Genomic DNA, 21,874 nt, shown 5'->3' with positions numbered 1-21,874 from the left:
GGTTATAAAGACCAAGCTTTACCTTCTGTAAGCTGCTGTACGTCTTCACAAGGTATATATTCGCCTGGTACAGGTAAATAAGCTAAAACCTCTTCACCAACGTATTCAGATGCTTTGTAGCCCCAAATAGTCATACCTCTTAAATTGTTTGCAAAAGCAAATCTAGATATCTCATCATCTATTTCTGCTGTGGTACCTTCAGATATAGCCTTGGTGTAACTGTTAATGGTCTCGAACATTTCAGCTTGCTGATCTTTGGTGTATTTTAAAGAACTTGCTAAAACTGGTTCTAGGTCTTCAGCAGTTAAATCTTCGGCCTTTTCTTTGCCAGAATCTGTCAAAACTTTATCAATAAATTTACTCATAGACATTTTAAGGAAATCTTGTTGTTCCTTTTCCATGACGTCTTGTGCAAACTTGTCAATAAAAATATCTACCTGTACTTCAGAGGCAGAAGGTGTATCTGTTTTTGGCAAAATGAGATCAACCAATTTAGTTAATACACTCCCCTCAGTTTGAGCTAGAAATTCAGGTGTCCAAGTTACCGCTGGTTCACTTTTACAACTTTGTACGATTGACAATAATGTTGGGGTAGCCACCATATATCCAAGTGACATCCCCATATTTTTTAATACACGTCTTCTATCCATTATATGTTTCCTTTTTTAAGTTCTTTAACTGCGTGGTCTGCAGCTCTAGCCGTAAAGGCCATGTAAGTTAATGATGGGTTTACGCAACTTGCAGAAGTCATAAATGACCCATCGGTTACATATACATTAGGTACATCATGTACTTGGTTGTTTCCATTCAAAACAGAAGTTTTTCTGTCTCTACCCATTCGGGCTGTACCCATCTCGTGAATACCTAAACCTAATGCACTTTCATTATCATACCCTTTTACCTCCCTCAGTCCGGCTTTTTCTAACATATCAACAGCTGACTCTAAAATATCTTTACGCATTTTTAGTTCATTCTCTTGAAGTTCGGCATCAAAAGTAACTGTTGGTAAACCCCAATCATCTAATTTATCGTAGTCTAGTGTAAATCTGTTGTTTTCATATGGTAATACTTCTCCAAAGCCCATCATACCGAACGTCCATCCGCCTGGTTTTAAAACTGCATCTTTCAATTCTTTACCATGTGATAGTTCGGCAATAGATTCTTCCCAGTTTCCTCTAGAGGCACTACCTTGATAGCCAAATCCTCTTTTGTAATCTCTGTCAGAATCTCCACCAAGGTTTCTAAATCTTGGAATATAAATTCCGCTTGGTTTTCTTCCTTTATAATATTTATCCTCGAAGCCATCAAATTTTCCTGAAGCTCCTACTTGAAGTTGATGGTCCATTATGTTGCGACCCAATTGATCAGATTCATTACCCATACCATTAGGGAAGCTTTCAGATTTGGATTGCATCAATATAGAAGTAGATGCGATGGCCGATGCACATAAGAAAATAACCTTAGCCTTGAATTCAAAAGTTTCTTTAGTATTAGCGTCAATAACTTTTACACCGGTAGCTTTCTTTGTTTTTGGGTCATACATTACTTCATGCACAATAGAATCTGGTCTAAGTGTCATGTTACCTGTAGCTTCTGCTGCTGGTAGAGTAGAAGATAAACTACTAAAATAAGCTCCAAAAGGACACCCTCTAATACATCTGTTTCTAAACTGACATTTACTTCTTCCGTCAAATTGCTTGGTTCCTGTAATGTGTGCGGTTCTACCGGCAGTTACCACACGACCATCAAAATTTTCGGCAACTTTTTCTCTAAACTCTTGTTCTACGCAATTCAGTTCCATCATTGGTAAAAATTGACCGTCAGGTAACTGTTCTAAACCTAAGTTTTCACCACTTACACCGATATACGTCTCTACCTTGTCATACCAAGGTTCGATATCTTTATAACGAACAGGCCAATCTACTGCAATACCTTCTTTTTTATTCGCTTCAAAATCAATGTCGCTTAAACGGTAACTTTGACGACCCCACTGTAGTGAGCGTCCACCAAGGTGGTAACCTCTCATCCAATCGAATCTCTTGGTTTCGTTGTAAGGGTGTTTAAGGTCATTAACAAACCACATATTACTTGCTTGGTTTGTGGTATAGCCAGTTCTGTTTTGCTTTGCTTGCTGTGCTATAATCTCTTTAGTTGGAGCACCAGCATTAGGAAAATCCCATGGGTCTTTGTTAGCCGTCTCGTAATCTTCAATATGTTTGACCATTCGACCACGTTCAAGTACTAGTGTTTTAAGGCCTGCCTCGCATAGTTCTTTTGCAGCCCAACCACCACTAATTCCGGTTCCTACAACAATTGCGTCGTAGGACTCTTGTTCTTCGTTGTAATAAAATTTGCTCATATAAGTTGTTTATTCTCTAAATTTATTAAATATTAAATTAATTCTATACATTTAAACCCCATTCTTCTTGCGAAATTCGCTAAAATTAGGGTCTTGTAAGATTAATGTACCAATTCTTAGTTTTAACGTCAATCGTTAATATTATATTTCAAACAACAACAAACTACCAAAAATGAAAAGAAAAAGTTTTATTCGTATTGCCTCGGTCGTAGGTATTGGAATCTCTTTATTAGGAGGTTATGCCTGTAAGGAAACAAAAAAAGAAAAAGTGGAAAATCAGGAAATCGTGGAAGATGACAGTAATGTAACTCCATTTTTTAAATTATCATTGGCGCAATGGTCGATGCATAAAATGATTAGAGAAGACGGTGTTGATCCATATTCTTTCGCCGAAAAAGCAAAAAAATGGGGATTTACAGGGTTAGAGTATGTAAGTCAGCTATACAATCCTGAATTGGAAGATGCGGGTTATTCTGAAGAAGCAATGGCGAATTTTGTAGCAAAGTCTAATGCCGAAGCTGAAAAGTATGGAATGAAGAACGTTTTGATCATGATTGATGGTCAAGGTAACTTAGCTGTTAATGATGAAGCTGAAAGAAATGAAACGGTTGAAAAACATAAAAAATGGGTAGATGCGGCAGCGGCCATGGGATGCCATGCGATTAGAGTAAATCTTAATGGTAGTAATGTACCTGAAGAATGGATAAACAACTCTGTGGACGGACTTACCAAATTAGCAACCTATGCAAAAACCAAGAACATAAATATTTTGGTAGAAAACCATGGAGGTCTATCTTCTAACGGCGAACTTCATGCACAAGTAATGAAGACCGTGAATATGGATAATTGTGGAAGCTTACCTGATTTTGGTAATTTCTGTATAGAACGCAAGCCAGATAGCTGGGATTGCTTAAAAGAATATGATAAATATAAGGGCGTTAAGGAGCTTATGCCTTATGCTAAAGCGGTAAGTGCAAAGTCTAATAATTTTGATACCGATGGGTATGATACGGGCATAGATTACGTGCAAATGCTAAAAACAGTCAAAGAAGCAGGTTATACAGGATTTATAGGTGTAGAATATGAAGGTTCTGAAATAAGTGAGGAAGACGGAATTATTGCAACGAGAGATTTGTTATTAAAGGCAGCAAACGAAATAGAATAATCTTTAGGGTATGATTTATGGAGAGTTTTTTTAATGAAATATTCGATTATAATTTTCACTGTAATAAGAAACTGATAGAGCAGTGCTTGACTTTAAACACCGTGCCATTGGAAACTGTGCGTTTATTTAGTCATATTTTAAACACTCATCATCTTTGGAATGCCAGAATATTAAATAGACCTAGTGAATATGAAATATGGCAAGAAGTTGATGTAAAAGATTGGGCGGAAATGCATTACGAAAATCAGCGAAGTTCATTTGAAATTATATCCAATGCAAATAATTTTGAAAAGCGTATAGATTTTGAAAATACTGAAGGGCGTTTATTTACTAATACCTTACAAGATATTTTATTTCATATCATAAATCATTCTACAAGCCATAGAGGACAAATAGCTATTGATATTAGAAACAATGGTGAAACGCCTATTTCATCAGATTATGTTTATTATAGAAGATAAATGAAAAATATAGTTAGAGCACAGCTGTGCTTAATGATGTTTTTAGAGTTTTTTATTTGGGGTGCATGGTTTGTAACCTTAGGTACTTTTTTAGGAAACAATTTAAAGGCAAGCGACAGCGAAATAGCCTTAGCATTTTCTACACAATCATGGGGAGCGATTATTGCTCCCTTTGTTATTGGTATCATAGCGGATAGATATTTTAACGCAGAAAGAATTTTGGGAATTTTACACCTTTTGGGTGCCGTTCTCATGTATTTCATGTACCAAAGTACCGCATTCGATAGTTTTTACATAATGGTTTTAGCCTACATGATTTTGTATATGCCTACGTTGGCTTTGGTAAATTCAGTTTCTTTTAACCAAATGAAAAACCCTGCAAAAGAGTTTTCTATGGTTAGAGTGTTCGGAACTGCAGGATGGATTATTGCCGGGCTCTTAATTAGCTATATTTTTAGTTGGGACCAAGGAGAGAATATTGGTAGAGGTCTTCTTAAAAATACATTTTTAATGACGGCTATAGCATCTTTAATTTTAGGATTGTTCAGCTTTACCTTGCCTAAAACTCCGCCTAAAGCGGCTAGTTCTGAAAAACTAGGTCTTAAAGAGATTTTAGGATTAGATTCTTTAAGCTTATTTAAGGATAGGAACTTTTTAATCTTTTTTATCTCATCGGTTTTAATATGTATACCATTGGCGTTTTATTATCAAAATGCGAATCCGTTTCTGGTAGAAATTGGTATGGATAACCCAACTGGAAAAATGACTTTAGGTCAAATATCTGAAATTGCTTTTATGCTCTTATTGCCATATTTCTTTACCAAATTTGGATTTAAAAAAACTATTCTGGTGGCTATGGCGGCTTGGGTAGTGCGTTACTTGTTATTTGCATTTGGTGATGTTAACGAACTTGGCTTTATGCTGATTATTGGTATTGCGCTGCATGGTATTTGTTATGATTTTTTCTTCGTATCAGGGCAAATTTATACAGATAGTAAAGCTGGTGAGAAATTCAAAAGTTCTGCACAAGGTCTTATTACATTGGCTACTTACGGTGTAGGTATGTTAATAGGGTTTTGGGTAGCAGGTAAAATATCAACTGCATATCTTTTAGAAGATGGTAAGCATGTTTGGGAAACCATCTGGATGTATCCGGCTGGTTTTGCGCTAGCTGTATTTGTTTTGTTTGCTATTTTCTTTAAAACAGAGAAAATAGAATATCAGTCTTAGATAAATTCTTTATTTTAAACCCCTGAAAATTGTTACTTACGTTGTGGGTGTATACTTTTAATAACCCCAATCTGGTAATTATTTTTCGAATTATAACAACAATGTAATCTGAAAGGATCTTAAACAATACTATTTTCAATTAAACAACAACTTAAACAACAATAAAAATGCCAAAGAAAATACGATTAGGAATATTAGGTGGAGGAGGAGATTCACTTATTGGAGTTTTACATAGAGTAGCCTCATTTATTAATGACAATTATCAAATTACAGGTGCTGTTTTTAATCCTGATCATGATGCCAGTATGGCTTTCGCCAAAGAAATAGATGTGCCTTTAAATAGAATTTACAAAGATTTTGATATTTTAATAGAAGAGGAGTTGAAATTACCAGAAGATGAACGTATTCAAGTGTGCTCTATTCTAACACCCAATTTTTTGCACTATCCAATGGCTAAGAAATTGTTGGATAACGGTTTCCATGTCATTTGTGAAAAACCTATGACCACTACTTTAGATGAAGCAAAAGACTTGCAGAAATCTCATGAAAAGGCAGGTACGGTTTTCGCTTTAACGCATACTTATACAGGTTACCCAATGGTTCGCCAAATGCGCGAAATGATCAAAGCCGGTGGTTTAGGTAAAATACATAAAGTAGATGCTGTTTATTACCAAGGCTGGATCAATACTATTATTCATGATAAAGAAAAAAGATCATCTGTATGGAGATTAGATCCTAAAAAAGCTGGTATTAGTTCTTGTATGGGAGATATTGGTGTTCATGCCTTTAATCTTTTAGAGTATACTACAGGTCTTAAAATCAATGAGCTTCTTAGTGACTTCAATTACCTTTATGAAGATAATCAGATGGATGTAGATGGTACTGTACTTATACGTATGGGAGATTATGTAAAAGGTGTTATTAGAGGTAGTCAAGTAGCTACCGGTGAGGAAAACGGACTTGCCATTTCAATATATGGTGAGAAAGGTGCTTTTAGATGGGAGCAAGAAAAACCTAATTTTTTATATAAGTTAAGTGATACGGAGCCTACTCAAATTTACAAGCCGGGTCATGCATATAACTCTGAATTATCTTTAGACGGAACTAAATTACCGGCAGGTCACCCAGAGGGGATTTTTGATTCTATGGCTAATATCTATAAAGGTGTTGCAAGAGCTATTAGAGGCGAAGAATACAATGATGGTGAATTTCCTACTATGACAGACGGTGTTCGTGGCATGAACTTTATTGAAGCAACCGTAGATTCACATAAAAGCGGAAATACTTGGGTAGCTTTAGAAAACTAAGTAGAACTGTAAACTATAAAAAAGAGCCGCAATTTGCGGCTCTTTTTGTTTTGTAAATCATTATAGAAAGATCATTAATTTACCTTTTTAAAGGTTTGGCAGACCACGATCATACTTTCTCTTGGTTCTCTTTTAAATTCTTGTAATTCTTTAGTGAAAAAATCCCAATGATATTTTTTCCAGCTGTCTAATGATTTATCCCCATTGGCTTCTAATTGGGCATAAGCAGCGTCAATACTAAAATATGGCTTAAGTGTAACCGCAGTGGTTGCAACAATACATTGTGCCTCGCCATTCCAATCTGTTACCACAATATAGTCTCCTATTTTAGGTAGCGGTTCATTACGGTTTTGTAAACCTAACAAAGAATGTGAGATTGCTTTTTTATCGCCACTTTGTATTAACCTAACGCTTTCATTAGCATCGTGTTCATTATTGCCAAAAAACATTGTTTTTGGTGTCTCATGAAAGACATCTTCGAGATGATTTTTCAAATAATTACCCCACATATTTCTGGCCGAAGCATTTTCCATAAGCTGATATTTTCTTTAATCTATAGGATGTAATAAACGTAATACTTTGTAATTAATTTTAATATTAAGAAAATTTACCTGCTTTTAATTGTTCAGCAGCATGGTTTGCTGCTCTTGCGGTAAAAGCCATATAGGTTAAAGATGGATTTACACAGCTTGATGATGACATAAATGCACCATCGGTAACATAAACGTTAGGTACTAAGTGTACTTGATTATTTTTGTTGATCATAGATGTCTTTGAACTGTGTCCCATTCTCGCACCGCCCATTTCATGAATTCCCAATCCCGGTCCGCCTGTATCGTCATAAGAAGAAATATCTTTAAAGCCGGCAGCTTCAAACATCAATACAATTTCCTTTTTAATGTCTTCACGCATTTTGTATTCATTTTCTTTAAACTCTACATCGAATGCCAATTGCGGTAATCCCCATTTGTCTTTTTCTGTTGGGCTCAATGTTACTCGATTATCATCATATGGCAAAAATTCACCAAAACCGGTAACACCAATTGTCCATCGCCCAGGTTTTAGAACGGATTCTTTTAGTTCTTTGCCATATTCTAATTCACCAATTTCCTTAGTCCAGTCTCCTCTACTAGCAGTTCCTTGATAACCAAAACCACGTAAATATCCTTCTCGTTCTGTTTGCTTGTTTAAGTTTACAAAACGTGGTATATAAAATCCGTTTGCACGTCTACCTTTGTAGTACTTATCTAAATAACCCTCAACTTTTGCCGTTGCACCAACTTTGTAATGGTGATCCATAATTCCTCTTCCCAAAGCATCAGAATCATTGCCGAGACCATTTGGGAAACGTTCAGATTTAGATTGAAGTAGAATACCAACAGTTGCCATAGCCGATGCGCAAAGAAAAATCACTTTTGCTTTAAATTCTATTTTTTCATTGGTTTCTGCATCAATAATTTTTACCCCTGTTGCTTTTTTTGTTGTATCGTCATAGATGATTTCATGTACAATAGAATTTGGTCTCAAAGTCATATTACCAGTCCGTTCTGCCGCAGGTAAGGTGGAAGAATTACTACTAAAATAGCCTCCGAATGGGCAACCACGCCAACAACGATCTCTGTTTTGACACGTACCACGACCTTCAAAAGTAGCATTTGGGTCAGTAATGTGAGCTGTTCTTCCAATGGTAACAAGACGACCATCATCAAATTTTTTAGCTGTATTTTTTTTAAAATCTTCTTCAACACAATTCAACTTCATGGCAGGTTGAAATTTTCCGTCGGGTAGTACATTTATACCTAATGCCTCACCACTTACCCCTATATATTCCTCGATTTTATCATACCAAGGTGAAATATCCTTATAACGAACTGGCCAATCGACTCCAATACCTTCTTTCTTGTTTGCTTCAAAATCAATATCGCTCCATCGGTAGCTTTGTCTGCCCCATGTAAGAGACCTACCGCCAACTTGATAGCCTCTTATCCAATCAAAACGTTTGGTTTCTACATAAGGATGGTCTAGGTCGTTGACAAAAAAATGTTTTGAGTCCTCAGTTGGGGCCCATTCTACCCGTTTTTGAATATGATATTTTTTCTTGTCCTCTTTTGATAATGCTCCCTTAAGTGGGTAATCCCATGGGTCATCGTGCATGGTGGGATAATCTATAACATGCTTTACCATGGGACCTCTTTCTAATACGAGTGTTTTTAAGCCTTTCTCTGTTAATTCCTTAGCAGCCCAGCCACCACTAATTCCTGTTCCGACAACGATTGCATCGAATATTTCATCTTTATTCATGCTTGAAATTTTATCTTTTTCTGATGGTATTCCCTATATTTATAGCGAATCTCTAAAGTATCGAGAAGAACCTGATACAATTCTTAAATATAAGATTTTTTTGAGAGATTTTATATCTCAAAGTCAACAACAAATTCAAACAACAACTGATAGTATATTTTTATGAAAACAATCAAAGGACCAGCCGTTTTTTTGGCACAGTTTGTAGACAGTAAAGCACCATTTAATTCTTTAGACGGAATGTGTAAATGGGCGGCTGATCTCGGATATAAAGGAATTCAAATTCCTACTTGGGAAAGTTTTTTAATCGATTTGGATAAGGCTGCAGAAAGCCAGGCTTATTGTGATGAACTAAAAGCCAAAGTAAATTCTTACGGCTTAGAAATAACAGAACTTTCAACTCACTTACAAGGGCAATTGGTTGCTGTTAACCCTACATATGACTTAATGTTCGATTCTTTTGCTCCTAGTAATGTTCATGGCAATCCAAAAGCTAGAACTGAATGGGCAATTGAAACTGTAAAGAAAGCGGCAACTGCAAGTAGAAGACTAGGTTTGAAAGCCCATGCAACATTCTCAGGTTCGCTTTTATGGCATACCATGCACCCTTGGCCACAAAGACCGGCTGGTTTAGTGGAAATGGGATTTGAAGAATTGGCAAAAAGATGGACACCGATCTTAAATCATTTCGATAAGGAAGGTGTTGATGTTTGTTATGAAATACACCCTGGTGAAGATTTACATGATGGGGATACTTTTGAGCGTTTTCTTGAGGCTACAGGTAATCACAACAGAGTAAATATTCTTTATGATCCAAGTCACTTTGTGTTGCAACAGTTAGATTACATTACATATATTGATCACTACCATGAGTTTATAAAGTCTTTTCATGTAAAAGATTCTGAATTTAATCCTACAGGTAAAAAAGGTGCTTTTGGCGGTTATAACGATTGGGGAGATAGAGCGGGTAGATACCGCTCATTAGGTGACGGACAAATAGATTTCAAGACCATTTTCTCTAAATTAACACAATATGGTTGCGATGTTTGGGCTGTAATGGAATGGGAATGTTGTATTAAAAGCCCAGAACAAGGTGCACGTGAAGGAGCTAAATTTATTTCAGACCATATTATCGAGGCTACAGAGAAAACCTTTGATGATTTTGCAGGTGCAGAAATAGATAAAGAAATGTTGAAGAAAATGTTGGGGCTTTAAATAGAAAATGATGAAGAAATATATAGTTAGTGTAGCTTGTTTATTAGCTTTTGTTGCATGTAAACAAGAGAAAAAGGAAACAAAAGAAACAGCCGTTGTCGAAGAAGTTGAAGTTGTTGATAATGATTGGGAGACATTGTTCAACGGTACTTCTTTAGATAAATGGAAAGAATTTAAAACCGATGGTGTAAGTGATGCTTGGAAAATAGAAGGTGATGCGTTGGTATACACACCACCTGCAGAAGGTAAAGAGAATAAAAACCATGACCTTGTAACAAGACAAGACTATACCAATTTTGTATTGAGCTTAGATTGGAAAATATCTGAAGCGGGTAACAGTGGTGTTTTCTGGGGCGTTAGTGAAGATGAAAAATTTGGAACTGGCTACCAAACAGGTCCTGAAATTCAAATATTGGATAACGATAAACATCCAGATGCTAAAGCGGGCACAACACACCAGGCAGGTGCTTTGTATGATATGGTTTCTCCGGCAAAAGATGTTACTAAGCCAGTTGGGGAATGGAATACTATGATGATTACAGTTAATCACGAAGAGCATAAAGGCAGTGTTGTCTTAAACGGTACAGAAATGGTAACATTTCCAGTAGCGAACGAAGAATGGGATGCCATGGTCGCAAAATCTAAATTTGCTGGTTGGGACGGATTCGGAAAATACACAACTGGTAAAATTGGATTACAAGATCACCACAATGTTGTTGCATTCAGAAATATAAAAATCAAACAACTTTAATAGCATTTACGTATGAAAAATAGATATTCATTACTACTGTTAGTTGCTTCTTTGGGAGTAATATCTTGTCAAGAGAAAGTAACGGTAGCTACTGACGGAGGGCTAGAGGCTGTTAAGGATAGTGTAATCGTTTATGAAGAATACATGGGCGAAGAACCAACTACACCCGAAGAAACTGAATTTTACGAGCCTAAGGTTGCCGTTGTCAACCCTGCAACTGCTAATTCTGTGCCAAGTGATGCCATTGTTCTTTTTAATGGTGACAACTTAGATAATTGGATTAGTACAAAAGATAGTACCGCGGCTAAATGGCATTTGAATAAAGATGCTAGTATGACCGTAAATGATAAAACCGGAAACATACAGACCAAGCAGAATTTTGGCGATGTTCAATTGCATATAGAGTGGAAATCCCCTTTGCCTGTGCAAAGAGAAGGTCAAAACAGGGCAAATAGTGGTGTATTTCTAAATGGAATTTACGAAGTACAGATTCTGGATCAAAATGATAATCCGACGTATGTAAACGGACAAGTTGGTTCTATTTACAAACAGCATGTGCCTTTAGCTATGGCTTCTGTGCCAACGGGGGAGTGGAATACTTATGATATCATTTATCATGCGCCAGAATTTAATGTTGATGGCGGTAAAATAAAATCTGGAGATATTACTGTAATCCATAACGGAATTTTGGTTCAGGACCATGTGGAGCTTAAAGGAACTACCCCATATGTGGGTTGGCCCAAAAACCCAGCTCATGGTAAAGGACCGTTAATGTTACAAGATCACGGCGACGATAGTCGTGTTAGTTTTAGGAATATTTGGGTTAGAGAACTTTAATATTTTACCAGTTATAATTTAAGGAGCAAACAAGAATAATTTTTGTTTGCTCCTTAACTGTTTAAGTAGGGTGAGAAGATTGATAATAAATTTTTCATTTATCTTACCTTTGTCTTAATCTTAAAATGTATTTATGATTCAATCGATGACCGGCTTTGGAAAGCATGTAGTTCAACTGCCTAATAAGAAAATTACGGTAGAAATAAAATCGCTAAATAGTAAGAGCATAGATTTAAATGCACGAATGCCTTCAAGCTATCGTGAGAAGGAATTAGAACTAAGAAAATTGGTCGCGAATTCATTGTTGAGAGGTAAAGTAGATTTTAATCTTTATGTAGAACTTACAGGAGACTCAACTTCTACTCAGGTTAACGAAGTAGCCGTTAAACAATATATGAATCAATTGAAAAATATTGCTGATGGTGATAATTTAAGATTATTAGAAATGGCATTGCGTTTTCCTGATGCAATGAAGACCGATAAGGAAGATATAGATGAATCTGAATACACAGCAATAAAAGAAGCATTAAAAGGGGCTTTAATAGAAATCAATGATTTTAGATCGGAAGAAGGTAGTGTTTTAGAAAAAGATTTTCTGGAAAGAATTTCTTCGTTGAAAAAATTGCTGGAAGAGGTTATAAGTATTGATCCAGATAGACAGGCAACGATTCGCGAGCGTTTGGAAAAGGCTGTACAAGATCTTAAAGCAGATGTTGATGCCAACAGATTTGAACAAGAACTTATTTACTATTTAGAGAAGTATGATATTACGGAAGAAAAAGTTCGTTTGGCAAATCATTTAGATTACTTCAGTAAAACATTACAGTCAGACGATAGTAATGGTAAAAAATTAGGATTCATTTCTCAAGAAATCGGTCGTGAAATTAATACGATCGGTTCTAAAGCAAATTTTGCACCTATGCAACAATTAGTGGTGCAAATGAAAGATGAGCTAGAGAAGATTAAAGAACAAATGTTAAACGTACTATAGATGAAAGGTGGAAAACTAATCATTTTTTCTGCGCCATCAGGAAGTGGAAAAACAACCATTGTACGCCATCTATTGGCACAGCCAGAATTGAATTTGGCTTTTTCGGTATCTGCAACTTCACGTCCTAGAAGGGGTAAAGAAAAGAATAAGGAACATTATTATTTTATGTCGGTTTCCGAATTTAAAAATCACATAAAGAATGATGATTTTTTGGAATGGGAAGAAGTATACCGAGATAATTTTTATGGTACGTTAAAAAGTGAGGTAGAACGACTTTGGGCAGAAGGCAAGAACGTAATATTTGATATTGACGTTGTTGGTGGCTTAAGAATAAAAAAGAAGTTTCCTGATCAGACTTTAGCTGTTTTTGTGAAGCCGCCAAGTGTAGACGAGCTTAAAATTAGACTTAAAAAGAGGAGTACTGAAAGCGAAGACAAAATAAATATGCGCATCGCAAAGGCATCGGTAGAATTGGCAACCGCACCACAATTCGATAAGGTTATAAAGAATTATGATCTTGATGTAGCCTTGAAGGAAGCAGTAGATTTAGTGGCATCTTTCGTTTCTGAAGATAAAGAATAAGTGAGTATGAAAAAGGTAGGACTATACTTTGGCACCTTTAACCCTATTCATATCGGTCATTTGGTTATAGCAAACCATATGGTTGAGTTTTCAGACCTAGATGAGGTTTGGTTCGTAGTAACACCTCAAAGTCCGTTTAAGGTCAAGAAAACGCTTTTGGATAACCACCAAAGGTTTGAAATGGTCTATGAAGCAACGAAGGAGTATGATAAGCTAAAACCTAGTAATATAGAATTTAACCTGCCTCAACCGAACTACACAATTAATACGTTGGTGCATTTAGGAGAAAAATATCCAGAGGGATATGATTTTTCATTGATTATGGGCGAAGACAATTTAAAAGGTCTTCATAAATGGAAGAACTATGAGGCTATTTTAGATCTTCACCATTTGTATGTATACCCAAGAATATCAGAAGGGGTTATTGAGCATCAATTTAAAGCGCATGATAAGATTCATAGGGTAAACGCTCCAATCATGGAAATTTCCTCTACGTTTATACGTAAAGAACATAAGAATGATAAAAACATTAAGCCATTATTACCGCCAGAAGTATGGAAATATATAGATGAAATGAATTTTTATCGCTAGTCAAGACTATTGGCTTTACGCAAGTTATCAGTTGCTAAAAATACATCACCCTTATTGTAATACCACTTACGTACTTTAGGTATCTTGATTCCGTTTACGGTAATTAGCTCTGAAAGTAGAATATATTCCCCATCATTTTTGCTTTCATCATGAAAGAATTGATAAACTTCCATAGCGTAGGTCTTTGGGTCAAAGTAGATATACCAAGTATCGCTACCCACCTCTTTTTCATACGTAGCTTTTAAAACTAGGTACGCTTTACCTTTAAAGGTTTTCTTTGTAACCTTGTTATCTATAATGGTGCCTGGATCCTTTAATTTCATTGGCAACCCGTATAGGTAAGTGTAGTAGTTTTTCATCATTTTAGCCCGTTCACAGCTAATGTTTAAACTATCTTTTATCTTAGGAAAAATAGAAGTACTTCCGTTCAATTTTAAAGTACAATCGTTATTATCCAGTTCAGATTCGATTATGTAATTGTCTTTGGTTACAGTAGTTTTAAAATAATTATTAGGTAGCTTCATTTCCACAACAGTACTTCGCGGACTACTTTTTGGGTTTTCCATTTCTATGAGCATTTTGCCTTTGAAGATAGACCAATTGTTACCTGGGTCATGAAATGCTATAGCTTTTTCTAATAATTCATTTCCGGTAATTTCTTGGGCATGGTTATATACACCTGTAAGTACTAAAGTGAATAGCAATAAATATTTCATAAATGTATTTTTGGTTCAATAGAAAAATTGATTTAATCTAAAGTTGCAGGGGCAACATCGGCATCATGTTCTTTATAATAAAGTTCCAATAGATCCATTGTTGCGGTCATTAAATCTTTGGTTTCTAGCAAGATGGTGAAATACAATGTTGTGTTTTTAGGACTAGATTCTTCTGACCTTGTGCGCTCTACTTGAAGGCTTATTTTTTGAGATACCAAATCATATAATTCTTGCTTATTGTTCAAAATAGTACCAATTTTTTCAAATGACCTTTCTTCAAATGCATGGTAAGTATTGTCAAAGATCTCAGCTAGTTTTATATCAATTTGTTTAAGCTCTTTAATTTGGTTGTATTTTAATTTCTTGTGGTTATTATTAACATGCTTGTGGCTTACTTTACCTATATATTCCAACGATTGAGAAATATCGGTTAAATGCCCCATGGCATTAATATAAAAATTACTGGCGCCAATATGAGCCTCTTCTAGATTCTTAATGAAATAAAAGGTGTGATTTCTCAAATCTTCAATTTCGTTCGCCAATTTTGCGCCTTGCTTCTTATTTTTATGTAGTGAGTTGAGGTCTTGTTTTGCTAATCCGTTAATAGAATTAGAGTATATTTTATTAGCTCTTTTTACAACATTGGCAATGTTCTTTGCGCTTTCTTCGATAACCCCTTGAATAGAACTGCTTTCTGCACGTTCTAAAATTTCTTCTTCTTTAGTCTCTTTTAATTTCTTGGTATGAGAAAGGTAATTCTTGCTGATTAATACAAATGCAAAAATTAATAATGCACTAATTGCATAAATACCACCTAAATGAATAATGTAAGCAATAATGGCTGCGGCTACGAATGCTACAATTGCTGTAAAGAACCATCCCCCAATAACATTTAATACACCAGCAACTCTATACACGGCACTTTCAGAACCCCAGGCTCTATCTGCCAAAGATGTACCCATAGCCACCATGAAAGTTACGTATGTAGTAGACAATGGTAGTTTTAATGACGTCGCTAATGAAATTAGTACACTTGCTACCATTAAGTTTACAGAAGCCCTTATGAGGTCAAAGGCAGGTTGGTCTTTTGCCTTTGCCTTTTGAGCGTATGAAGTTGGTTTTACGAACTGAATATCAATTCTCTTTTGTAATGATATCGGTATAATGCTGTTTAAATTTTCAGATGCTTTTATCGAAAATTTTACAATCTGTCTTGATAGATAATTTGGTTCAAAACGTTCATCGCCCTCGTCTTGTCTAGAAAGGTCAACACTTGTTTTCACTACATTTTTAGCTTTTGAAGAAAACCATAATGTAACAACCATGATTACTCCTGATGCTAATAATAAATAGGTAGGAGTTTGGACAGCCACAGCCAAGCCTTTCATGTTATATTCAGAAGCTAACTGACCTGAATCTGACCAACTTAAAAAAGATTCGTAAGCAGCCAAAGGTACTCCGATAAAGTTTACTAAATCATTACCTGCAAAAGCCATAGCCAAAGCAAACGTACCTAAAATAATGATGATAGTATATATATTCCATTTCATGAAGGTCGTAGCCGCCCATGATAGCGCGAACCATACCATGAAGTTCCCTAATAAGAATAATTCAGGATTTTCACCAATGAACATAGATGCTTCTGGGCTTAGTATAGAAGTACCTTTCAGACCTTTAATAAGTATAAAGTATATAATTGCCGTAATAGCCATGCCACCAAAAATGGCACCTACCCATTTTGGCTTGTCATTGAATTTAAAAGATATTAATACCCTAGTAAAAAATTGAACGATGGCGCCAATTGTAAATGCGACGACGACGGATAATAAAATACCCAATATGATTTCGGTCGCTTTATCTGTATTAATGTAGTTTGACAGATGGGTGAAATTACCATCTCCCGAATATATTTTAACTAAAGAAATGGCAACTGCTGCTCCTAAAAGCTCAAATACTATAGACACCGTGGTAGATGTGGGCATTCCTAAAGTGTTGAAGAAATCTAATAACAGAATATCGGTTATCATGACAGCCATAAAGACAATCATTATTTCTGCGAATACAAACTCTGACGGATTAAAGATTCCTTTTCTTGCCACCTCCATCATTCCACTTGAAGATACTGCTCCGAAGGCTATACCTACACTGGCAACAAGCATTATTGTTTTAAAAGAAATAGCTTTTGAACCTATCGCCGAATTTAAAAAGTTAACGGCATCATTACTAACACCAACAATTAAATCTGTTATTGCCAAAACTGCTAGAGCAATAATCATGAATAAATATATGTTCTCTCCCATCAAAAAATTAAATAAGGAACAAAAATGATATTATAAATTATCATTAAGGTTAAAATAAGGTTATGAAGTTAATATCGTATTCTATGATGATTAACATCTGCAAAGAAACTAAGTTTAGTTGTTGAAAATACTAATTTCTTTTTGAAAAAAGATTTTTTCTCTAGATATCCGTATTGCTTTTCAAAATGAAAAACTCAATTGATAGAAAGTCAAAAGATATGGTAGGATTACTTCGTTTTATTTGAAGCTAATTCTAGTGAATTTAAGGCATCTTCTGTCGTTACGCTTACTTTGGTAGTCGTAGGCATTGAAAGCCTTTTTGCATATAGTGTTTCTAAAATTTCAGCCGACTCACCTTCATTAACTGTAATTTCTATGTACATCGGCTCATAGCCTACAAATTGAACAAGAACTTCGTGCTTGCCTGGTAAAATATCATCAAATTCAAAATTACCTCTGAAATTCGTTTGAGTAGAAAACTCGGCGTTGTCAATACTGACTGAAGCCATTAATAAAGGTTCGTTATAAAATTCGCCATCTAATATTTTGCCCCTGATCGAGCTAGTTTCTTGTGCATAGGCCAAGGAACATGTTATTAAAGCGAAAAGGAAATAAATTTTCTTCATGTCTAAAGTTATACTTGACAAAGAAAACAACCCAAGGTTAAGATAAGGTTATCATAAAATTATGAATACATGTTTTAAAGGTTAAGGTTCTAGTGCATAATATTTTAGTGACTCTAGTTCTTAACAGAAGAAAATTAGTAAATGCTGTATCTTGCGGTCTGTTTAAAATGATATAAAATGAATTGGGAACAATTACTTTCTTTACGTAGGCAAGGAGATAAAAATAAACGATTAAGAAATGAACAAGATGAAACTAGACTTGGGTTTGATGTTGATTATGATCGAATTATTTTTTCATCTGCTTTTAGGAGTCTGCAAGATAAAACGCAGGTCATTCCCCTTTCAAAAACTGATTTTGTTCATACAAGATTAACACATAGCCTTGAAGTCTCTGTTGTAGGTAGAAGTTTAGGTAGACTGGCAGGTAAGAAGATAATAGAGAAACATCCTTATTTAAGGGAAGTGCATGGGTATCATTTTAATGATATTGGAGGTATCGTGGCAGCTGCAGCCTTAGCACATGATATTGGTAATCCGCCATTTGGTCACAGTGGAGAAAAAGCTATAGGGGAGTATTTTAAAACTGGAAACGGGGTAAAATATAAAGAATTGCTTTCTGAAGTAGAATACCAAGACATTATTGACTTTGAAGGGAATGCAAACGGTTTCAAATTAATGACCCAAGATAAAGCGGGTGTCTCTGGCGGACTTCGTTTAAGCTATGCTACATTAGGAGCTTTTATGAAATATCCAAAAGAATCACTTCCAAAGAATCCTACTAAGCATATTTGTGATAAAAAATTCGGATTCTTTCAAAGTGAAAAAAATATATTTGAGGAGATTGCGCAAGAATTGGGTTTGTCAAGTAGAAGTAACGATGGTACAATTTCTTATGGTAGACATCCACTTACATTTTTAGTAGAAGCTGCAGATGATATATGTTATACTATTATTGATTTTGAAGATGGTATAAACTTAGGGCTAATTTCAGAAGATTATGCTCTCGAATATTTGATAAAGCTAGTGAAAGACACCATAAATACCAATAAGTATAATTCATTGGAATATATGGAAGATAGGTTAAGTTACCTCCGCGCTCTTGCTATAAACACCTTAATTCAAGACGCTGTTTCTATATTTATTGAAAATGAAGAAAGTATATTAAACGGTACTTTTGAAGTTTCTTTGTTGGATAAAAGCGGGTTTAAAGCTCAGATTGAAGATATTATTAGCCTAAGTGTTCAAAAGCTCTATCAGTCGCAAGAGGTAGTAGAAAAAGAAATAGCCGGTTACACCATTATTTCTGATATTTTAGATGTGTATATTGCCGCACTAATTGGTAAAAAGAACAATAACGCATCTAATTATCATAAGCTTATTTTAAAGACTTTACCTGGTTTCTATCAAGAAACAAGTACATCGCTTTATCAGATTATATTGAATACGTGTTGTTATGTCGCAAGCCTATCTGATAGTGCTGCGGTTCATATCCACAATAAAATTAAGGGAAAGCAACTTTAAAATCCGTATAGTACGCCAACGCCAAGCGTTTGTTTAAATTGAATTCTTGGTGTACCGGCGTCTAGTGTTGTACCATCATCATTTTTAATAACATCAAAAAGGATATCATCATCATAAATAACCTGTGTACCTAAACTGGCGCTTATAAATTTATTTACTTTCATTTTTAATGAAAGTTCCCAGTCTACATCTATGTTTCCAAAACTTTTGATATAGTCGGTGTAAAGACTTAATCTGCTGGTTAGTTCAACATTTTCTACTACAGTATAATTTACATTGTTGGTTATTAGAATACCAAACTCCAGTAAATGATTTTTTCCTGGGGTTATTATATTACCATTCGCATCAAGTACGGCTTCTTCTACACCAAAGGAACCACTATTAGCAAGGTTTTGGTCGAGTACAAATGTCGATTTTTGTGTTAGTGGTGATAAATAAAGATTAAACTTTTCATCTTTAGTAATAAATGATGTACCAGCACCAAACAGTAAATAACCGGGAGCCATGAATCTTGAAATTGGGGTTTCTCTATCTGGGTAAGTGTAACCGTTAGAAAATTGGGTGTTGAAGTTCAACTGAACAGAGTATGCCCAATTACTAATCGTATCTTTCTTAAAGGCTAAGTTTGAACTTAGGCGAATAACATCTTCTGTTTTTCGTAGTTTTTGGCCTTCTTGTGCATTTAAACCGTACTTAAGTTCTAAGTCGTTTTCCCATGAAAAATTACTGAATTTATATTTTCTGGCAAAAGTTAAATATCCAAGTCCGCTAATGGCATTGTCACCACCCGCATTCCAATTTACAAATGCAACTTCACTAATATCTAAACCAAAACTGTTTTCACTTTCCCAGAAAGAAGGAACTCTAAAACGTTGAAAACCTTTTTGTAAGATTTTGGTTTTTTTAAAGTCAATATTGGGTATTTGAAGGTTTACGTCTTTTCTAGGGGTGAAAATCTTATCTACCGTTCTACGAATTACGATGGTGTCTACAGCTATGCTGTCTACCACAATGCTATCAACAATTATAGGTGCCGGTATTGTATCTTGACCAAAGGATATAGTTGCAACTAATAGTAGTAGCGGAAGTAAAAAACTAAGCGATTTTGAAGCCATTATTTTCATAGAAATTGTTGTACATATTGTTTTACGGACATCTTATCTAGTCCTGCTCTTTTATGCAATTCTTCGGTTGAACCGTGAGTAATAAAAGCATCAGGAATGCCAAATATCTTAATTATTTTATGGATTCCAATGTTATTTGCAAATTCTAATACAGCACTACCAAATCCACCAACAGCTGAGCCATCTTCAAGCGTAATAATATGCTCATATTTCTGTAAGATTTCTTTTAATAAAATGGTATCCAGCGGTTTAATGAATGAAAAATCATAATGAGCAATTGCTGTGTGTTGGTCCAATTCTGACAGCAAATTTGATGCCATATTTCCTATTGGGCCTGTACTTAAAATGGCAATTTTGGTTCCTTCTTTTAAAACTTTCGCTTTTCCAATTATAAGTTTTTCCATTGGTGCTTGCCAATCTATTAAATTACCTCTACCACGAGGATACCTAATGGCAATTGGGTGGTCTAAACCTAGTTGTGCGGTAAACATTATGTTACGTAGCTCAATTTCATTTAGGGGTGAAAATATAATTAGATTTGGTATGCATCTTAAATAAGAAATATCAAAAATACCGTGATGTGTTGGTCCGTCTTCACCCACCAATCCTGCACGATCCAAGCAGAAAATCACTGGTAAATTTTGTATAGCTACATCATGTATAACCTGATCATAGGCACGTTGTAAAAATGTAGAGTAGATATTACAGAATATGACTAAACCGTCAGTAGCCATACCTGCAGCCAACGTTACCGCGTGCTGTTCTGCGATACCAACGTCAAAAGCCCTATCGGGTATAGCTTCCATCATAAATTTTAGAGAGCTACCTGTGGGCATAGCGGGAGTTATACCTACTATTTTTTCATTCTTTTGGGCAAGTTCAACTAATGTCTTACCAAATACATCTTGAAACTTGGGTGGTTGGGCAACGTTTGTTTTCTTTTGTAGTTCACCCGTTTGCTTATTAAACTTACCGGGCGCATGATAGGTAACTTGATTTTCCTCTGCCTTTTGCAACCCTTTTCCTTTCGTGGTGATTACGTGTAGCAATTTAGGACCTTCAATATGCTTTAAACGTTCTAGTTCTTTTGCCAAACCGTGCAAGTCATGACCGTCTATAGGACCCGTATAATTAAAATTAAGGCACTCAAAAATATTCTCTTCTTTTGCTGTACCTGTTTTTACGTTGGTCAAGTATTTTTTTAATGCACCAACACTTGGGTCGATCCCCATGGCATTGTCATTGAGAACCACTAGAATATTCGCGTTGGTAACCCCGGCATGGTTTAATCCTTCAAAAGCCATACCGCTGGCTATAGAAGCATCTCCAATAACGGCAATATGTTGTCTCTGTAATTTACCTTGTAATTGGGCTGCTAAAGCCATACCTAACAGAGCGGAAATAGAAGTGGAGCTATGCCCCGTACCAAAAGCATCATATTCGCTTTCTTCCATTTTTGGAAAGCCACTTATGCCGCCTAACTGTCTATTGGTATTAAATATATTTTTTCTACCGGTCAGTATTTTATGACCGTAGGCTTGGTGTCCAACATCCCAAATTAGCTTGTCTGTAGGCGTATTAAAAACATAGTGTAATGCAATGGTCAATTCTACAACACCTAAACTGGCGCCTAAATGACCCTCTTTAACCGAAACAATGTCAATAATAAACTCACGTAACTCAACAGCCAATTTTTCTAAATCTTTTTCTTTTAAAGATTTAAGGTCGTTGGGTGAATTGATATGTTTTAGTATCGATTTCAAACTGTGGGTATAATGAAGACAAAAATACTTTTTT

The 21,874-nt window shown here is 35.5% G+C and carries 20 protein-coding genes; 11 read left to right on the top strand and 9 right to left on the bottom strand.

Annotated elements, in window-relative coordinates:
- Window positions 1-2 precede the first annotated feature (2 nt).
- Window positions 3-650 carry a gluconate 2-dehydrogenase subunit 3 family protein gene (locus ACJJVP_RS04750; RefSeq protein WP_405411220.1) on the bottom strand — a complete coding sequence of 216 codons (648 nt, stop codon included), beginning with the start codon at window positions 648-650 and terminating at the stop codon, window positions 3-5.
- Window positions 650-2,359: a GMC oxidoreductase gene (locus ACJJVP_RS04745; RefSeq protein WP_405411218.1), complete on the bottom strand. Its 1,710-nt coding sequence runs from the start codon at window positions 2,357-2,359 to the stop codon at window positions 650-652. Before ACJJVP_RS04745 ends, ACJJVP_RS04750 begins: the two co-directional genes overlap by 1 nt.
- A 172-nt stretch (window positions 2,360-2,531) precedes the next feature.
- On the opposite strand from ACJJVP_RS04745, the gene ACJJVP_RS04740 reads away from it, so the two are divergent.
- The 4 genes from ACJJVP_RS04740 to ACJJVP_RS04725 all read left to right on the top strand — a co-directional run bounded on the left by ACJJVP_RS04740 (window position 2,532) and on the right by ACJJVP_RS04725 (window position 6,522).
- Window positions 2,532-3,524: a sugar phosphate isomerase/epimerase family protein gene (locus tag ACJJVP_RS04740; RefSeq protein ID WP_405411217.1), complete on the top strand. Its 993-nt coding sequence runs from the start codon at window positions 2,532-2,534 to the stop codon at window positions 3,522-3,524.
- 17 nt (window positions 3,525-3,541) lie between these two features.
- Window positions 3,542-3,985, top strand: a complete 444-nt coding sequence (locus tag ACJJVP_RS04735) for a DinB family protein (protein WP_405411215.1) — start codon at window positions 3,542-3,544, stop codon at window positions 3,983-3,985.
- The gene (locus tag ACJJVP_RS04730) at window positions 3,986-5,215 is read left to right on the top strand and encodes a nucleoside permease (RefSeq protein WP_405411213.1); all 1,230 of its coding nucleotides are present in this window, start codon (window positions 3,986-3,988) and stop codon (window positions 5,213-5,215) included.
- A 167-nt stretch (window positions 5,216-5,382) separates the two neighbouring features.
- Window positions 5,383-6,522 (top strand): Gfo/Idh/MocA family protein, encoded by a 1,140-nt coding sequence (locus tag ACJJVP_RS04725; RefSeq protein WP_405411211.1) that lies wholly within the window; start codon window positions 5,383-5,385, stop codon window positions 6,520-6,522.
- A 74-nt stretch (window positions 6,523-6,596) separates the two neighbouring features.
- On the opposite strand, the gene ACJJVP_RS04720 is transcribed toward ACJJVP_RS04725, so the two are convergent.
- Entirely contained in the window at window positions 6,597-7,055 is a 459-nt protein-coding gene (locus ACJJVP_RS04720; protein ID WP_405411209.1) for an ASCH domain-containing protein, read from the bottom strand.
- 64 nt (window positions 7,056-7,119) lie between these two features.
- Window positions 7,120-8,823, bottom strand: coding sequence for a GMC oxidoreductase (locus ACJJVP_RS04715; protein WP_405411207.1), 1,704 nt, complete (start codon window positions 8,821-8,823; stop codon window positions 7,120-7,122).
- A gap of 162 nt (window positions 8,824-8,985) precedes the next feature.
- On the opposite strand from ACJJVP_RS04715, the gene ACJJVP_RS04710 reads away from it, so the two are divergent.
- The 6 genes from ACJJVP_RS04710 to nadD all read left to right on the top strand — a co-directional run bounded on the left by ACJJVP_RS04710 (window position 8,986) and on the right by nadD (window position 13,790).
- On the top strand, window positions 8,986-10,038 hold the full coding sequence (locus ACJJVP_RS04710; RefSeq protein ID WP_405411204.1) for a sugar phosphate isomerase/epimerase family protein: 1,053 nt from the start codon (window positions 8,986-8,988) through the stop codon (window positions 10,036-10,038).
- A 10-nt stretch (window positions 10,039-10,048) separates the two neighbouring features.
- Window positions 10,049-10,789, top strand: a complete 741-nt coding sequence (locus tag ACJJVP_RS04705) for a DUF1080 domain-containing protein (RefSeq protein WP_405411203.1) — start codon at window positions 10,049-10,051, stop codon at window positions 10,787-10,789.
- 12 nt (window positions 10,790-10,801) lie between these two features.
- Window positions 10,802-11,626 (top strand): DUF1080 domain-containing protein, encoded by an 825-nt coding sequence (locus ACJJVP_RS04700; protein ID WP_405411202.1) that lies wholly within the window; start codon window positions 10,802-10,804, stop codon window positions 11,624-11,626.
- 133 nt (window positions 11,627-11,759) lie between these two features.
- Window positions 11,760-12,617, top strand: a complete 858-nt coding sequence (locus ACJJVP_RS04695) for a YicC/YloC family endoribonuclease (protein WP_405411200.1) — start codon at window positions 11,760-11,762, stop codon at window positions 12,615-12,617.
- Entirely contained in the window at window positions 12,618-13,199 is a 582-nt protein-coding gene (gene gmk / locus ACJJVP_RS04690) for a guanylate kinase (RefSeq protein WP_405411199.1), read from the top strand. It begins immediately after the preceding gene.
- Window positions 13,200-13,205: 6 nt separating this feature from the next.
- Window positions 13,206-13,790, top strand: coding sequence for a nicotinate (nicotinamide) nucleotide adenylyltransferase (gene nadD, locus ACJJVP_RS04685; RefSeq protein ID WP_405411196.1), 585 nt, complete (start codon window positions 13,206-13,208; stop codon window positions 13,788-13,790).
- Here nadD and ACJJVP_RS04680 read toward each other — a convergent pair.
- The 3 genes from ACJJVP_RS04680 to ACJJVP_RS04670 form a co-directional block, all read right to left on the bottom strand.
- Window positions 13,787-14,506 (bottom strand): DUF6503 family protein, encoded by a 720-nt coding sequence (locus ACJJVP_RS04680; protein ID WP_405411193.1) that lies wholly within the window; start codon window positions 14,504-14,506, stop codon window positions 13,787-13,789. The genes nadD and ACJJVP_RS04680 overlap by 4 nt on opposite strands.
- A 32-nt stretch (window positions 14,507-14,538) precedes the next feature.
- The gene (locus ACJJVP_RS04675) at window positions 14,539-16,806 is read right to left on the bottom strand and encodes an anion permease (protein WP_405411191.1); all 2,268 of its coding nucleotides are present in this window, start codon (window positions 16,804-16,806) and stop codon (window positions 14,539-14,541) included.
- A 227-nt stretch (window positions 16,807-17,033) separates the two neighbouring features.
- Window positions 17,034-17,432, bottom strand: coding sequence for a carboxypeptidase-like regulatory domain-containing protein (locus tag ACJJVP_RS04670; RefSeq protein WP_405411188.1), 399 nt, complete (start codon window positions 17,430-17,432; stop codon window positions 17,034-17,036).
- Window positions 17,433-17,609: 177 nt separating this feature from the next.
- Here ACJJVP_RS04670 and ACJJVP_RS04665 point away from each other — a divergent pair, with 177 nt between their 5' ends.
- Window positions 17,610-18,953 (top strand): deoxyguanosinetriphosphate triphosphohydrolase, encoded by a 1,344-nt coding sequence (locus ACJJVP_RS04665; protein WP_405411187.1) that lies wholly within the window; start codon window positions 17,610-17,612, stop codon window positions 18,951-18,953.
- On the opposite strand, the gene ACJJVP_RS04660 is transcribed toward ACJJVP_RS04665, so the two are convergent.
- A complete protein-coding gene (locus ACJJVP_RS04660; RefSeq protein WP_405411184.1) occupies window positions 18,950-20,077 on the bottom strand; it encodes a DUF3078 domain-containing protein in 1,128 nt (375 codons plus the stop codon). The two genes, ACJJVP_RS04665 and ACJJVP_RS04660, sit on opposite strands and share 4 nt — an antisense overlap.
- Window positions 20,074-21,840: a 1-deoxy-D-xylulose-5-phosphate synthase gene (dxs, locus tag ACJJVP_RS04655; RefSeq protein ID WP_405411183.1), complete on the bottom strand. Its 1,767-nt coding sequence runs from the start codon at window positions 21,838-21,840 to the stop codon at window positions 20,074-20,076. Before dxs ends, ACJJVP_RS04660 begins: the two co-directional genes overlap by 4 nt.
- Window positions 21,841-21,874 lie beyond the last annotated feature (34 nt).

It is taken from the genome of Maribacter sp. Asnod1-A12 (assembly GCF_045063735.1).
Lineage (GTDB): Bacteria > Bacteroidota > Bacteroidia > Flavobacteriales > Flavobacteriaceae > Maribacter.
The sequence above is the reverse complement of the archived record's forward strand: the minus strand, read 5'-3'. Positions and strand labels throughout refer to the sequence as shown.